General features: G+C 60.2%; 15 protein-coding genes and 3 pseudogenes. 14 read left to right on the top strand and 4 right to left on the bottom strand.

What is annotated here, in order from left to right:
- Nucleotides 1-59: 59 nt before the first annotated feature.
- Nucleotides 60-755: pseudogene (locus tag AC0NID_RS27885) on the bottom strand (IS1380 family transposase); the annotation flags it as partial.
- A 278-nt stretch (nt 756-1,033) separates the two neighbouring features.
- Between AC0NID_RS27885 and AC0NID_RS27880 the strand changes: the two are divergent.
- The 4 genes and pseudogenes from AC0NID_RS27880 (at nt 1,034) to AC0NID_RS27865 (ending at nt 3,075) form a co-directional block, all read left to right on the top strand.
- Entirely contained in the window at nt 1,034-1,480 is a 447-nt protein-coding gene (locus AC0NID_RS27880; protein ID WP_473457540.1) for a helix-turn-helix domain-containing protein, read from the top strand.
- 67 nt (nt 1,481-1,547) lie between these two features.
- Nucleotides 1,548-2,051, top strand: a complete 504-nt coding sequence (locus AC0NID_RS27875) for a VapC50 family PIN domain-containing toxin (protein ID WP_474033346.1) — start codon at nt 1,548-1,550, stop codon at nt 2,049-2,051.
- Between the two features lie 229 nt (nt 2,052-2,280).
- Nucleotides 2,281-2,409: pseudogene (locus tag AC0NID_RS27870) on the top strand (transposase); the annotation flags it as partial.
- Nucleotides 2,410-2,520: 111 nt separating this feature from the next.
- Complete coding sequence (locus tag AC0NID_RS27865) at nt 2,521-3,075, top strand: DUF1003 domain-containing protein (protein WP_473457538.1); 555 nt, start codon at nt 2,521-2,523, stop codon at nt 3,073-3,075.
- Nucleotides 3,076-3,284: 209 nt separating this feature from the next.
- Here AC0NID_RS27865 and AC0NID_RS27860 read toward each other — a convergent pair whose 3' ends face one another.
- Both AC0NID_RS27860 and AC0NID_RS27855 read right to left on the bottom strand, forming a co-directional pair.
- A complete protein-coding gene (locus AC0NID_RS27860; protein ID WP_473457537.1) occupies nt 3,285-3,953 on the bottom strand; it encodes an adenylate/guanylate cyclase domain-containing protein in 669 nt (222 codons plus the stop codon).
- 881 nt (nt 3,954-4,834) lie between these two features.
- Nucleotides 4,835-4,954: pseudogene (locus AC0NID_RS27855) on the bottom strand (IS5/IS1182 family transposase); the annotation flags it as partial.
- 123 nt (nt 4,955-5,077) lie between these two features.
- Between AC0NID_RS27855 and AC0NID_RS27850 the strand changes: the two are divergent.
- From AC0NID_RS27850 to AC0NID_RS27840, 3 genes are all read left to right on the top strand, one after another.
- Nucleotides 5,078-5,290: a hypothetical protein gene (locus AC0NID_RS27850; RefSeq protein WP_473457536.1), complete on the top strand. Its 213-nt coding sequence runs from the start codon at nt 5,078-5,080 to the stop codon at nt 5,288-5,290.
- 575 nt (nt 5,291-5,865) lie between these two features.
- Nucleotides 5,866-6,162: a type II toxin-antitoxin system RelE/ParE family toxin gene (locus AC0NID_RS27845; RefSeq protein WP_473457535.1), complete on the top strand. Its 297-nt coding sequence runs from the start codon at nt 5,866-5,868 to the stop codon at nt 6,160-6,162.
- A 13-nt stretch (nt 6,163-6,175) separates the two neighbouring features.
- Nucleotides 6,176-6,484, top strand: coding sequence for a HigA family addiction module antitoxin (locus tag AC0NID_RS27840; RefSeq protein ID WP_473457534.1), 309 nt, complete (start codon nt 6,176-6,178; stop codon nt 6,482-6,484).
- Between the two features lie 87 nt (nt 6,485-6,571).
- Here AC0NID_RS27840 and AC0NID_RS27835 read toward each other — a convergent pair whose 3' ends face one another.
- Nucleotides 6,572-7,495 carry a LysR family transcriptional regulator gene (locus AC0NID_RS27835; protein ID WP_473457533.1) on the bottom strand — a complete coding sequence of 308 codons (924 nt, stop codon included), beginning with the start codon at nt 7,493-7,495 and terminating at the stop codon, nt 6,572-6,574.
- Between the two features lie 98 nt (nt 7,496-7,593).
- Here AC0NID_RS27835 and AC0NID_RS27830 point away from each other — a divergent pair, with 98 nt between their 5' ends.
- From AC0NID_RS27830 to AC0NID_RS27800, 7 genes are read left to right on the top strand one after another with little or no spacing between them, the layout of a single operon-like run.
- Nucleotides 7,594-8,778, top strand: coding sequence for a CaiB/BaiF CoA transferase family protein (locus AC0NID_RS27830; RefSeq protein ID WP_473457531.1), 1,185 nt, complete (start codon nt 7,594-7,596; stop codon nt 8,776-8,778).
- Nucleotides 8,775-9,719: a beta/alpha barrel domain-containing protein gene (locus AC0NID_RS27825; protein ID WP_473457530.1), complete on the top strand. Its 945-nt coding sequence runs from the start codon at nt 8,775-8,777 to the stop codon at nt 9,717-9,719. Before AC0NID_RS27830 ends, AC0NID_RS27825 begins: the two co-directional genes overlap by 4 nt.
- A 45-nt stretch (nt 9,720-9,764) precedes the next feature.
- Nucleotides 9,765-10,757: a TRAP transporter substrate-binding protein gene (locus AC0NID_RS27820; protein ID WP_473457529.1), complete on the top strand. Its 993-nt coding sequence runs from the start codon at nt 9,765-9,767 to the stop codon at nt 10,755-10,757.
- A 9-nt stretch (nt 10,758-10,766) separates the two neighbouring features.
- On the top strand, nt 10,767-11,330 hold the full coding sequence (locus tag AC0NID_RS27815) for a TRAP transporter small permease subunit (protein WP_473457528.1): 564 nt from the start codon (nt 10,767-10,769) through the stop codon (nt 11,328-11,330).
- Nucleotides 11,327-12,613: a TRAP transporter large permease gene (locus AC0NID_RS27810; protein ID WP_473457527.1), complete on the top strand. Its 1,287-nt coding sequence runs from the start codon at nt 11,327-11,329 to the stop codon at nt 12,611-12,613. Before AC0NID_RS27815 ends, AC0NID_RS27810 begins: the two co-directional genes overlap by 4 nt.
- Before the next feature lie 44 nt (nt 12,614-12,657).
- Complete coding sequence (locus AC0NID_RS27805; protein WP_473457526.1) at nt 12,658-12,861, top strand: hypothetical protein; 204 nt, start codon at nt 12,658-12,660, stop codon at nt 12,859-12,861.
- Nucleotides 12,862-12,884: 23 nt separating this feature from the next.
- The gene (locus AC0NID_RS27800; RefSeq protein ID WP_473457525.1) at nt 12,885-13,208 is read left to right on the top strand and encodes a hypothetical protein; all 324 of its coding nucleotides are present in this window, start codon (nt 12,885-12,887) and stop codon (nt 13,206-13,208) included.
- The last annotated feature ends 272 nt before the right edge of the window (nt 13,209-13,480 follow it).

Below are 13,480 nucleotides of genomic sequence, written 5' to 3'. Positions count from 1 at the left end.
ACCCGATCGGGCGGTGGAAAAGTCAGATTTCTCTCTTGCGCGGCAGGAGCCATCCACACATGGCTGTCGGCCCGGATCAGGATCCGGGTGTTCGGCCAATTGCTCCGGATCGCCCGCACCAGGCGGCGCAGGTGGGGGCGGATTTCTGCCCCACTCGGCCGCTTGGCCGGCCGCAGAACCGCACCGCCGAAGCGGCCATCGCCATCGAACACCACCATCGGCTGGGAGCCGTACTCGTCGTGATGGGCATTGAACAGGCGAAGCTGCTGGCCGCCATGCACGGCATCAAACGTGTCGTCGATATCCAGCACGATCCGCTTCGGCACCTGCCGGAAGGAGGCGCAGTAAAGTTCGACCATCGCCCGACCCATAGCGACCAGCTCCCGCATGCCGGGCAGGGTCTCCAGCCGGCACAGCGTCGACTGGGAGGCCAGATCGCGACCCGAAGGCAGCGCATCCTGGGCCATGTTGAAGGCCGGATCGCAGCGCAACCGGTTGGCGTCGTTGCCGTCTTCATAGCCGGCGGCAATCATCTTCATGCGGAAGCCGATCATATCGGCCAGGCTGTGGACGACCTGGCAGCGCGGATCGTCGATGCAACGCGCCAGACGGTCAGCCACACGCAGCCGTTTCTCCACCTCGGCCAGAGCGACAACCCCACCGTTGGACGACAGCATGCCGCCAGCGAAGCGGGCAACGACGGCCTTGCCGCCCACAGATGACAAACCGCTCAGCGGCAGCGTAAGATCATTCATGGCGGGTGTGGTCTCCGGAAATGATTCGGATCGGCCTAAGCAACCAAATCCTACGTCATTTCAACGGCACCACATCCGCCAACCCGCCATGAATTCCAGGCTAGCTGAGTTCTGGGCATGGCTTTTGATTGCCCACACTTGATTCCTACACAGCGGCTATTTCCCAATCGCGGTAAGGAACAAAAAATGGCTACGAACCGTTCACTTGTTTCGATTATTTCGGATATTGCGGTTAGGTCTTAGGGGTGCTATATCCATCACACACAAGGAAGACGACCATGACCACGTTGCTCGAACGACCGATTCTGCCTTCGGCCGACGATGTCGAATTGGCTGCGCAGGCCAGCCGTCACCTTTCTAAAGCCAAACATGAGGGCGCCGAATTGCGCGTCCAAGTGGATGGAGGAGAGATGCTACGTCTGCCTAAAGCAGTGAACGATCTACTTTACCATCTTCTGACTGAGATGGCGCAGGGTAACGCAGTTACCCTGTTCCCCATCCATGCCGAACTTACCACACAAGAGGCCGCTGACTATCTCAATGTGTCGCGCCCTTATCTTGTTCGACTACTCGAGGAGGGAAAGGTCAAGTTCCATATGGTAGGAACTCATCGACGGGTAAAATTCCGAGATTTAGACGCATTCCGTAAGTCAACTGAGGAAGAGCGCCAGCGCGTAATGGATGACCTGGCAGCCCAAGCGCAAGACTTGGGGATGGGCTATTAGGAAGTCCAGCTACACCGTCATTCTTGACGCCTGCGCATTGTACCCAGCCCCGCTGCGAGACTTCCTCATGGAACTCGCAGCGGGAGGGCTGTTCCGGGCGAAATGGACTGACCAAATCCATGACGAATGGATTCGTAACGTGTTGAAAAATCGCGAGGATCTGACACCAGAGCAGCTATTGCGAACAAAGCAATTGATGAATCAGGCGGTAGCTGACTGCTTAGTTGAAGACTACGAAGATCTGATCGAAGGGCTGAAGCTCCCCGACGATGACGACAGACACGTGCTCGCAGCCGCCATTCACGCGGCTTGTGACGCCATTATCACTTTCAATCTGAAAGACTTTCCGCGGAGTTACCTAGCCAAGTTTCAGCTCGAAATCTTGCATCCCGACGAATTTCTTTTCCAGCAGTTCGGCCTGAACACGGCTGCCGTTGTTGTGGCGGCACAACGTTGCCGCGCGCGCTTAAAGAACCCTCCTAGAACGGCGGAGGAGTATCTCGACACTCTCGAACAGCAAGGGCTTACTAAGACCGTCGCTGAACTCCGACACTACTCCTCTGTCATTTAGCCGATCGGTTTTGCACGCGGACAGAGATGGTCAGCGCATCGGGGGCGGCTGGCGAGGCTTCACACTGAGCCCAGATGCGTCAGAGAAAGCTGGCCCAGTGGCTTTCGGCGACAATCGAGATTGGCAGTCCCTGGTCGCGCCAGTCGGTGGCCTTGACTATTTTGTCGCCAAACAACGAATGCTTCGAAGAGGCAAGAGCTTCCACGCCCGCGTTGACGGGACCTGATCTCTGCACGAAGTGATCTGTGCGGTGGTGCAGGAGGTGCTCGAGGCCGAGATGGACGAGGCGCTGGGTGCCTCGAAGGGCGAGCGGACGCCGGAGCGTCTCGGCTACCGCGCCAAGCCCATGGCGAAAACGGCGCCGTCACTGCCGGCCGTCGCACGCGAATTGGGGAACAAAGTCACATAGCCAGGATTTGAATCGTCTCACGAAGCAGCCAGACCATGGCTTCCAACAATGAGCGCATCTATGGCCTCTCCAACCTTGCCGCCGCCGCCGCCTGCTGAACTCAGCCAGGCGCTGAAACACAATATCCATGCACTTGAGCAGCGTCGGGCAAAGGAAGCAAGCGAGGCGACTTTGGAAGAGAAGGTTGCCGAGGCGATCACCTCTTTTACGGGCAGCATGCGTTTCGTGTACCTTCACCTGGCCCTGGTCGGAGGCTGGATCGCTATCAATTTAGGCTGGGTGCCCGCCATTCCGCAATTTGATCCAATGTTTGTAATTTTGGCTATGGTAGCTTCAGTAGAAGCCATATTCCTCTCGACCTTCGTACTGATCAGCCAAAACCGAATGTCAGCTGCCGCGGACAAACGCGCGGACCTGGACCTCCAGATCAGCCTGCTGGTGGAACACGAACTCACCAAACTCGCTTACCTTGTCGATGCCATAGCGGATCTGTTGAACGCAAAACCACAACTAAGCGATTCAGAAGTCCGCGAGATCAAGAGAGACATAGCGCCAGAAGCAGTTCTGGATGAGATCGAGGAGAAACAGCGGGAAACTGCGAAGAAGCGCAAATAGCAAAAGGGCATGCTGGATTGCGCTACGTTCTGGACCGGCTCGCGCTCCGGCCCCCCATAAGATTACACTAGGTAGCAAAAACGCCGCGCATGAGGAAGCCAGGCCGGCGACAGCGGTAATTGACGACGTCCCAAGAGGGGTGACGCCGTCCTCCGTGCGAGCCTCGTTGGCGGCGACGCACACATCGAGCGCCCTTCCTCAATCCATCTCTATCCGAGTACCTGTTGCACCGTTGAGCAGCCGCTTGAGATGAAGCTGGCAAGCCGGTTCCCCTGCATACTGCTTACTACGGCGGCGAACGCGCCAAGCGCGTCGGGATCAGAGGACTCCAGCTTGGCGAAGGCGTCCAGATAGGCTTCCGTGGGAGCACCACCGAACTGCTCGGGCCGCAGCTGCTCGAATGCGCGCAACGGCTCGCTTCGTCCCCTTAGGATCAGATCGCCCACGGGACGGCTCCGGAAATCCAGTACTTGCTTCGCCACACTCTCGCTCAAGCAGATTCGTGTTCCAAGCTGCTTGTTGGCCGCCTCGAGTCGGGCGGCGATGTTGATGGTGTCGCCATAGGCAGTGTAGTCAAAGAAGCGGCCGCCGCCGAAATTGCCTACGCTCGCTGGATCGGCATGTACGCCTATGCGTGTGGGACCCAGTCCGGTGCTCTTCTGTTGCCACGTCTCGCGGAACGACTGCGCGAAGTCATCGAGGTCGAGCGCGCAAGCGATAGCGCGTGCGGCGTGGTCAGGTTGATCGCCTGGCGCCCCAAACAAGATGTGCAGTGCATCGCCGACAATCTTCGCGACAGTGCCCTCGTGAGAGAGCACGACGGAAGTCATGCCGGAGAGATAGCCGACGAGCAGGTCGCTGAGAGTGCCCGGCTCCATCCCTCGATAAGTGATGTGAAGCTTTCGATGTCAGTGAAGATCGCGGCCACCTCCCGGCGTTGCCCGGCAAGCTCGATCTCGTCTGCACCGGCGGCAAGCGCCGTGCCTGGTTAGGGGAGAAATATCGTGACAGTATCTCGCGATTGCGCGCTTCAAGCTCAGTAAAAAGCCGGATATTTTCTATAGCAATAACTACCTCGTCGTTCCGTGCCAAGCTTCGAGGACGATTTGTGCGGTCGGCGAGATGCCGGGCGGTCAGTCTCGATAAGGCCTTGCTTGGGTAGCGGTTGCCCAGCCCAACACAACCGTCATCGTGAAGCTGGCCAGGATACTAAGTAGAGAGCTCATCGCCGACCTTTCCCACGTTCTTGACCCGCCCAGCTGCTTTCATCGCAGCCGTGAACCCTCCTAACGCGGCCTCGGGAACTCACTACAGGAACCGAGCTTTGCCTCCAATATGGTGCGTCGCCCCCATCGAAGCCGGTATCCTCCTGCCGGAAGCAAAAAGCGGTTTCAAACTAACGGAAAAATCCGAGGCGTCGAACTCGACAGTTGTTGCTCGCGCGACCCCGGTGGCCCTTCGTCTCACACGCGCGAGCGCCCGTGCCAATTCCCGCCTGTTCCGTTGTCGCACATTAAACCCTGTGACCGCCAATAGAGGCTAGTCCGGAACGTTAAGGACCGTGGCAACGATTGCCCGCCAGCACGCCGAGTTCATGCCCGAACACCTGCGATCGAAATCACGCCGCCGACATTAAATCCACCATCGCGGCCGAGCGGCCGGCCACCGAAGAATGGACACCCCTCCGCGACTGTCTGAACGGCGAAACTGGGGAATTTTACTTCGGCACTTTTGGGGAAAATTCGAGCGGCGTTGACACTTCCACAAACATCCGGTTGTCGCGGCCCGACGAACCTCGCGTCCGCTGGTCGCCGATGATGTGCATCGACATGCGCTCCCACTGGTCGTCGCGAAGAATCAGACGGTCGAGAACACCCATGGCTGTCTCCAAAAGACATCCTTGAATCTGGATTTGCTCAGCCATTGGAATCCCAAGAGTCCACACGACGTAAAGGAACCCTTCAGCAGTCTGAGAGTTGCATCTGAAACTAGGTGCACCGTTATGGTAACCCGAGGTGGGAATCGTGCCTTCCAAGAGCTGATTGGTTCGGAAGAGTATCGTCGGAAATTGCGCAAGCAGTTAAAGCTGGAGGACGACCAACCTCTGCCACCGAAGCTTGCCGCGCTGGCGCTGGAGCTTCAGGAGGAACTTGAGCGTCGAGAACAAGAAATGGGACCTGAACCCGCCGGCGAGACGCCCTCAGGCGAAGTTTGAGGCGATCTTTTTGGGGCGCACCGTCGCAGGTGATGAGAACTGCGTATTCGCCATCGCCCTCTAAATCTAACCGCGAGGGTCAGACGAAAACCCAGAGGCCCTACCGTAGACGCCATCTTTTTTCTGCATGCATTCCGCCAGAAGCTGCCTTGATCAGCGTCAAGGTAGCGACCGCGCCGTGGATAATATGATTGGGATTCAATTGCCTGAACTGCGTTGCAGCGGGGTGCAGGGATCATGCCTAGGAAGAAAACCAATATCCATGCCGGGTTGGCCGTGGCAATTGCTGCCTGCGCCGGGCTCGCTAAGGCCCCCGCGTCGTCGCCTTGTCGATCGACGGTAATTAAGCCGCTGCCGGCCGGACCGGCCTGCGTTTCACCGAGGATCTGGCGGCATGGCAGGCACAGGAGGCGGAAGACGAAAGCGCCCGCCCTTGCCTGCACGCATAGGCACGTGGAAGCCGGTGGCCGTCACTGGGGTAAATTGCGTGCAATCGGGCGTTTGACCTGCCTTCAAAAAGCAGGTTGCTGTGTGACCTATAGGGTGGTACACGTGCTCCACGTTGGAGCGACGGAATGATTGTCGGCTTTCGGGATGTGTGGCTGCGGGCCTTCTTTGTGGATGATGTCCGCTCCCGCAACATCCCGACCGATCTCGAAGCCCGGCTGTTCCGCAAGCTCCAGATGATCGACGATGCCGTGACCGATCAGGACTTGCGCGTGCCACCCAGCAATCACTTCGAGAAGCTGCGCGGCAATCTGGCGGGGTTCCATTCGATCCGGGTCAACCAGCAATGGCGACTGATCTTCCACTGGGATGGCCAGCGCGGCGAGGCGGACGGAATTTATCTGGACGATCACGGCTACCGATGAGAGTGAGGCAATCATGCTGACCACCAAGCGCAAGCCGGCGACTGTCGGTGAAATTTTGACCGAAGAGTTCATGCAGCCGATGGGCCTGACCCAGGGCGCGCTTGCCGAGGCGATGGGTGTCCAGCGCAAGCACGTCAACGAATTGTGCGGCAACCGCCGGAACGTGACCGCGGCGACGGCGCTGATCCTGGCCCGCGTGTTCGGCAACAGCCCGGACTTCTGGCTCAACGTGCAGCGACGCAGCGACCTTTGGGAGGTGATGAACACCCCCAAGGAGCGCGAGCGTGTCGAGCGCGCGCACCCGTTGAAGCACGTGGCTTGAGCGAAGTAATGAGAGCGGCAAGGAAAAGGCGGCAATCTGCGGCAAATCGGTCGTTCTGGATCTGTAAGGGCGCATTTGGCCCAGCCCTTACAAGGGAGTTGCCTCCCAAGCGCCGTTCTGGACCGATTTCCTGACCAGCTTGAGTATTAGGGCGCGCACAGCTTCGAGCGCGTAAGTCGCTGGCCGGTCTGCCATCTGGCAAAGGTACAGCGTACGTGACAGCGCGGGATCGATGATTGCGCGAAAATGCAATGAGCCGGTTTCGATCAGCTCGTACATGAAAAGCTTGGTGCCGATCGTACAACCCAGTCCGGCCGCCAGTGACGCGCCGATGGCGTGGACGGAATTCATCTGCAATTTCGCCCGGAACTCCAATTTCTTCAGCAGCCCGACATCGTCCATCAGCGCGCGCGCCGATAGCCCCTGCTTGAGCAGGATCAGGGGCAGGTCAAGGATGTCGGCGAACCTGATCGGCTCGTCGGTGTCGCCGATGATCGCGCGGGTTCCGACAAGCACCATCGATTCCTCCAGGACGGCCTCGGTCTTCAGGCGAGGGTCGGCGGGCGGGTTGTAAACCAGCGCCAGGTCGACCTCGGATGCCATCAAGTGCAGAAGCGTTGAGCCCGACAGGCTTTCCGACAGTGAGAGCCTGACCTTCGGGTAATCTTCAAGCATCTGCCGGGCGAGCGATACGCCGATAGCCTTGACGGCCGAATAGGCCATGCCGACCGAGACGTCGCCGGCAATGTCGTCGCCGCCTTCGCGGATGTCCTTTTCCGCCGCCGACATCGCCTTCAGGATCGACTTCGCGTGCGAATAGAGCCGCTCTCCAGCCGCCGTAGCCTGCATGCCCCGGGGTTTGCGGTCGAACAGAGCCGTCGACAGCTCCGCCTCAAGATTGCCAAGGTGGTGACTGAGCGCCGACGCGGCAACGCGGCACGCCACCGCCGCACCGGCAAGCGTTTTCTGCTCGTAGATTGCTACGAAGTAGCGGAGTTGGCGTGAATCCATACCATTCGATAAATTAGAACGCAGAGTTATAAACATTATAATTTTGCCACTGACTCGACAAGGCTATGGTCGCGCCTCCGTTGAGAGGAAGGCAACCAATGGCCGAAACCTTCAGGCCGCTAGTGGGCATCAGGGTCGTCGAGATGAGCCACATGATCATGGGTCCATCCTGCGGCATGTTTCTGGGCATGCTCGGCGCTGACGTGGTCAAGGTCGAGCCGCCCGAAGGCGACAAGACACGCAACCTCACCGGCATGGGAACGCCGTTCTTTCCGTTGTTCAACCGTGGCAAGAAGTCGGTCCAACTCGATCTGAAGACCGAGGCCGGGCGCAAAGCGCTTGACCGCCTGCTGGCAAGCGCTGATGTCTTCGTCGAGAATTTTCGCGACGCTTCGCTTTCAAAAATGGGCGCTGACCTCGAAGATCTGCGCGCACGTTATCCGAAACTTATCTTGGCTTCGCACAAGGGTTTTCTCAGTGGTCCCTATCAGGAGCGGACGGCGCTTGACGAAGTCGTTCAGATGATGACGGGTCTGGCCTACATGACGGGGCCGACCGGCCGGCCGTTGCGGGTAGGATCGTCAGCAAACGACATCATGGGTGGTCTGTTCGGGGCGTTTTCGGTTCTGGCTGCACTGCTGGAACGCAAGGAAACCGGCAAGGGGCGCAATCTGCGGATCGGTCTGTTCGAAAATTGCCTGCTGCTGGTTGCGCAGCACATGGTTCAGTTCGAGCTCGAAGGCACCAACCCGCCGCCGATGCCCGAACGGACTTTCTCCTGGCCGGTGTATGATATCTTCCTGACCGCCGACAAGCGGCAGATATTCGTCGGCGCGGTCACCGAAGGACAGTGGGCGTCGCTCTGCAAGTTGCTTGAACTGGACGAGCTCCTTGCGGACCCGCGCCTTCAAAAACGCATGGATCAGATCGATGCGCGGTCCTGGACAATCCCGATTGTCGCCAGGGCTATTGCCCGCCATCCGGCAGGGCCTTTGCTCGAGGCCTTTGAGAAACTTGGCATTCCTTATTCGCCGATCGCCAAACCGTCCGACATGTACGACGACCCGCATGTCATGCGCCCGGGCGGGCTCGTAACCTCGAACACGCCTGATGGCCGGACGTTCCGCGCACCATCCCTGCCTTTCGATGTCGATGGCGTCATGCTTTCGGCGGGCGGCGATGTGCCGGCGCTGGGTCAGGATACGTCGGTGGTACTTTCGGGTCTTGGCCTTGACCAGGCCGACATCGCGGCGGCGCGCGGGACGGCAAGGGAGGTTGCATGAGGACGATCGCCAACATCTATCCCGGCGATCGCGTCAGCCTTCGCGAGGTCGGGCTTCGCGACGGGCTGCAGTTGGTGAAGTCCTATCCCTCGACCGCCGCCAAACTTGATTGGCTGAGGCACGAACACGCGGCGGGCGTACGTCATTTCGAGATCGGATCCTTTCTGCCGGTGACGCATATGCCGCAGTTCGCTGATATACGGGAGATGATAGCGGCAGTCGAAAATCTCGACGGAGCGCACTCTGCGGCGCTGGCCCTGAACGAGCGCGGGGCCGAGGACGCCATCGGGACCGAAGTCGGCGAAATCGTCTGCGTCGTTTCGGCGACCGAGGAGCACAGCCAAGCCAACATGCGCCGCTCGCGCAACGATGCGGTCGCGCTGGTTGGCAAGGTCGCCGCACTTCGAAACGAGCGCGGACACAGGGCGATCGTCAATGCCGGCATTGCCATGGCCTTCGGCTGCTCGATCGCGGGCAAGGTAAACCCCGCCGAAGTGCTGCGTCTGGCGCAAGCCTGCCTCGACGCCGGCGCCGATATCGTCGGCATCGCCGACACGGTGGGGTTCGCCGGGCCGAAGCAGGTCGCGGAATTGTCCACAGGGTTGGCAAGACTGTGTGGCGAACGACCTTTCATCGTTCATCTGCATGACACGCGAGGAATGGGCATCGCCAATGCTTCGGCGGCACTGGACGCGGGCTGCCGCGTCCTCGACGGTTCGCTGGGCGGGCTCGGCGGCTGTCCGTTCGCGCCGGGCGCGACCGGCAACGTCGTGTTCGAGGACCTTGTGTTCCTCTGCGAGACCAAGGGCTTTCGAACCGGCATAGACATTGACGCGCTGACTGCCGTCCGCGCGATCGCACAGGCCGAGATGCCTCAGGAGCAACTTTACGGCGGCATCGCGAGGGCAGGGCCGCCGCGAACTTTCGAATGGCGCGTCTGACCGGGAGGGGTCTGATCAGCAAAGAATTATCTCAGGGAGGAAATAATGCGTAACACTACACTCTTCATGACGGTGGCGACGCTGTCGCTTGCCGTTCAAGGTTCGGCTCAGGCCGCCGCCGCCATGCGCTGCAGCCATCAACTGCCTCCGGCGCATCACATCGCAGTTGTGGTCAACAAATGGGCCGCCGAAGTCGAAAAACTCTCGGAAGGCGAACTCGACGTTCAGGTGTTCGGCGCCGACAGCCTCGTGAAGGCGAACGACAACATCCTCTCTGTCGCCAAGGGCGACATAGAATGCGCTTTCTCGCTCAACTTCCAGTGGGGCAAGACGCTGCCCATCATGAACGTCACTGTCGGCCCCTACACCATGTCGTCCATCGAGGCGTGGAAGAAATGGCCGACGTCCGAAGCCGCGGCCTTCCTGGAGGAGAAACTGGCCGAGAAGGGCGTCAAGAACATCGCCTGGATGTTCCAGACAAACACCAGCGTCTTCACGTCCAAAGGCAAGCCGTTGGTCAAGCCCGACGATTTCAAGGGCCTCAAGATGCGCGGCATTGGCCCTGCCTTCGACCGTGGGCTTACAGCGATGGGGGCAACCACAGTCGCCATGCCCGGCAGCGAGGTCTATCAGGCGCTGGCAACCGGTGTGATCGACGCCGCCGTGACCGATGTTGCCGCTGCCTATTCGCGCAAATACTACGAGGTGCAGGACCACATGACCGTCTTGCCTGTGCTTGCGGCGTATCTGCATGGCTACGTCAACCCGGCCTGGTATGAGGGTCTGAGCGACAAGTCGAAGGCTGCCCTGAAGCAGGCCGGCGAAACGGCGGCCGGCTGGGCGCTCGATGCTTCGATAGCAGCATCGGCCGAAGCCCCCAAGCAACTCGAGGAGAAAGGTGTCAAGGTGCATATCGCCACCGATGCCGAGAATGAGGCATTCAAGGCGGCGATGCAGCCGGCCTTCGCCGAAGGATTCGCCGAAGAAGGCGGCGAAGACGGCAGGAAGCTGCTCGACCTCGTCAACAAGCTTCAGTAGTCCGCCACGATGACGGACGATATCGAACCGGCGGTCATGTCGGACCATGTCGCGTCTGCGGAAGAGGAGGAGTCGCCGCGCGCCTCCTCGCTGCCGGAGCGGGTGGTTACCGCCATATCGATGGCGGGTGGGGCGATCAGCTGCCTAATTGTCCTTGTCGTGCTCGCGCTGACGGCCGTAAGCGTCTTCAACCGCTATTTCCTGGGGCGCCCGATCATGGGCGTCGATGAGGCGACCGGCTTCCTGGTGGTAGCGATCGTGATGTTCGGCGCCGCGGAATCCTTGCGGCGTGGCGATCACATCCGCATCGACATCCTGTTCGATCATCTCGGTCCCAAGCTGCACTGGTGGCTGGAATTGTGGTCGTGTGTCGCGGTGCTGGTATTCTCTGCGCTTTTGTTGATCACTTCCTGGCACACCGTCCTTTTCTCGCGCATGTTCGGCGCCTATTCGACCGGCTATCTCAGCATCCCGATGTGGATCCCGCAGTCGACGATGGTCATCGGCGCCATTCTCCTCGGCCTGGTCGCACTGTCGATGGCGCTGCGCCTTTTCGGCGAGCCAAAACGATGACCATCGTTCTGATCCTAGGCTTTCTGGTTATTCTGCTCCTGACGGGCATGCCGATTTTCGCGGCGCTAGCGCTGTCGTCACTTGCCGTGCTTGCTATTTTTGAAGGCAAGGTCGAAAGCATGGCGGACACTGTCTTCGCGAGCCTCAACAACCCGTTGCTTGCGACCATACCGATGTTCGCCTTCATGGCGCATGTCATGATAAAGGCCAAGGTCGTCGACGACCTTTTCGACATGGCCAACAAGCTGGTCGGCCACATCAAGGGAGGTCTCGGCTTCGCGACCATCCTGTCCTGCACGATCTTTTCGACGATTTCGGGTTCGTCGGTCGCAACCGCGCTAACCATCGGCTCGACCGCGATCCCGCAGATGCAGCGCTTCGGCTACCGGCCGCGAGATACCTACGGCATCATCGCCGCAGGCGGCACGCTGGGCATCCTGATCCCGCCATCCGGACCAATGATCCTCTATGCGATCGTCACCGACGCTTCGATTGGCGCGTTGTTCCTGGCCGGGTTTATCCCAGGGCTGATCATGGCGGCGGTTTTCGCCGTTTTCTCCTGGTTCCAGGCCAACGCACATGGCGAGACCAGAGCCCAAGCATGGCCGGGAACACGCGCGGTTCTAAGCGCTTTCTGGAAATCGATCTGGGCGGTGATGATGCCGCCCATCATACTCGGCGGCATCTATCTCGGCATCTTCACTGCCGCGGAAGCAGCGGCTGTAGGAGCGGTCTATGCGCTGGCCGTGGCGCTTCTGGTCTACCGCAACGTTTCGCTGGCCGACCTTTGGGACTGCACATGGCAAACGATGCGCACCAGCGCAATGCTGTTCATGATCATCGCCGCCGCAGGACTGTTCGGCCACGCCGTCACCATCATCCGGCTGCCAGCCGAAGTCATGGAAGGCGTTGCCGCGCTCGGCCTGTCGCAAACGGGTTTCATATTCGTCGTTATGGTGGCGATCTTCATCCTTGGCATGTTCCTGGAAACCATTGCCATCATCCTGATCACCACGCCCATCATTCTGCCGTCTATGGTGGCGCTCGAGATCAATCCGATCTGGTACGGCGTCATGTTGATGATCAATCTCGAGCTGGCGCTGATCACGCCACCGGTGGGGATGAATCTGTTCGTGCTGAAAGGCATCACCAACGCCCGCCTGTCGGAAATCGTCCGCGGTGCCGCACCCTATGTGCTTCTGATGATCGCAGGTCTCTTCCTGATCTGGCTGTTTCCGCAGCTGTCGCTCTGGCTGCCGGAAAACGCCGGTTTCGGACGATGACTTTTCTATGGCCCGTGGCAGACAGCTCCGCGAGAAACTCATCGATGCGCGCCGAATTCCTCAGCCGGACCTGCAAGTCGAGCATCCGATCGGCATCGGTATCGTCCCCTGCGCGCCATGTCTCGACCCATCTCGGCGGCTGCGGCGATTTGCTGGTGCGTTGCGTAGCGGCGCCGACCGTTTCTGTCGACGAGGCGCAGATCGGCGCAGCCTTGATCGACGTCTTGCCAGGCGACCAAAGCGTGTGAAGCTCGCCCCTTGGGCGCGACCTATGTCGGTACCGCCGGACTTCGTCGTCGATCTCCTGACGGCGACGAGCAAGATCGATGCCGGACTCGCGACGCGCGCGATCGAGCACCTGCTGGCCTGGCCCAGGACCTATACGCCGGACGCTGTGCTGGTCCCGGCGGCACTGGCCTTCGCCAAGCGGGCGGAAAGCATGGCGTTGCCGCCGTCGGCCAGATGCGCGAGGCGGCTCTCGACCATCTGCGCAGGCGCATCGCGCTACCGCTGGAGCCCCGCGAGACTGGTCGCGGACCAACCCGCTCAAATGCACATGCGACGACTGTCGCGCACTCGGCGCATTCCTGGTTGACCCTCATCGACAGCAATGGCGCCTGAGGGCGGCCCAGAACCGGCGGACCCACGTCGAGCAGAGCGTCCGAAACGCTCCTTGCGACCTTGACCTCGCAACCGAAAGGCGCGGCAGCCCGCACACGTTGGTCGCCATCAACAACCAGGCCAGTTACGAGCGGCGCGCGAACCAGCGCCGGCAGGATATGAAACACGTGTCGGCCCTGGGCGGATGAAGGCTGGTCCGCGCCCTCGGAAGCGGCTAGTTGCGGAGGCGGCGCTTGCCGCAAAGGG

The organism is Mesorhizobium sp. WSM4821 (assembly GCF_055901555.1).
This window is presented reverse-complemented; position numbering and strand designations above follow the sequence as displayed.

What these genes read in the sequence shown, in the direction of transcription:
- AC0NID_RS27880 (WP_473457540.1), top strand. Translation starts at nt 1,034, where the DNA reads ATGACCACGTTGCTCGAACGACCGATTCTGCCTTCGGCCGACGATGTC.
- AC0NID_RS27875 (WP_474033346.1), top strand. Translation starts at nt 1,548, where the DNA reads ATGGAACTCGCAGCGGGAGGGCTGTTCCGGGCGAAATGGACTGACCAA.
- AC0NID_RS27865 (WP_473457538.1), top strand. Translation starts at nt 2,521, where the DNA reads ATGGCCTCTCCAACCTTGCCGCCGCCGCCGCCTGCTGAACTCAGCCAG.
- AC0NID_RS27860 (WP_473457537.1), bottom strand. Translation starts at nt 3,953, where the DNA reads ATGGAGCCGGGCACTCTCAGCGACCTGCTCGTCGGCTATCTCTCCGGC.
- AC0NID_RS27850 (WP_473457536.1), top strand. Translation starts at nt 5,078, where the DNA reads ATGGTAACCCGAGGTGGGAATCGTGCCTTCCAAGAGCTGATTGGTTCG.
- AC0NID_RS27845 (WP_473457535.1), top strand. Translation starts at nt 5,866, where the DNA reads ATGATTGTCGGCTTTCGGGATGTGTGGCTGCGGGCCTTCTTTGTGGAT.
- AC0NID_RS27840 (WP_473457534.1), top strand. Translation starts at nt 6,176, where the DNA reads ATGCTGACCACCAAGCGCAAGCCGGCGACTGTCGGTGAAATTTTGACC.
- AC0NID_RS27835 (WP_473457533.1), bottom strand. Translation starts at nt 7,495, where the DNA reads ATGGATTCACGCCAACTCCGCTACTTCGTAGCAATCTACGAGCAGAAA.
- AC0NID_RS27830 (WP_473457531.1), top strand. Translation starts at nt 7,594, where the DNA reads ATGGCCGAAACCTTCAGGCCGCTAGTGGGCATCAGGGTCGTCGAGATG.
- AC0NID_RS27825 (WP_473457530.1), top strand. Translation starts at nt 8,775, where the DNA reads ATGAGGACGATCGCCAACATCTATCCCGGCGATCGCGTCAGCCTTCGC.
- AC0NID_RS27820 (WP_473457529.1), top strand. Translation starts at nt 9,765, where the DNA reads ATGCGTAACACTACACTCTTCATGACGGTGGCGACGCTGTCGCTTGCC.
- AC0NID_RS27815 (WP_473457528.1), top strand. Translation starts at nt 10,767, where the DNA reads ATGACGGACGATATCGAACCGGCGGTCATGTCGGACCATGTCGCGTCT.
- AC0NID_RS27810 (WP_473457527.1), top strand. Translation starts at nt 11,327, where the DNA reads ATGACCATCGTTCTGATCCTAGGCTTTCTGGTTATTCTGCTCCTGACG.
- AC0NID_RS27805 (WP_473457526.1), top strand. Translation starts at nt 12,658, where the DNA reads ATGCGCGCCGAATTCCTCAGCCGGACCTGCAAGTCGAGCATCCGATCG.
- AC0NID_RS27800 (WP_473457525.1), top strand. Translation starts at nt 12,885, where the DNA reads ATGTCGGTACCGCCGGACTTCGTCGTCGATCTCCTGACGGCGACGAGC.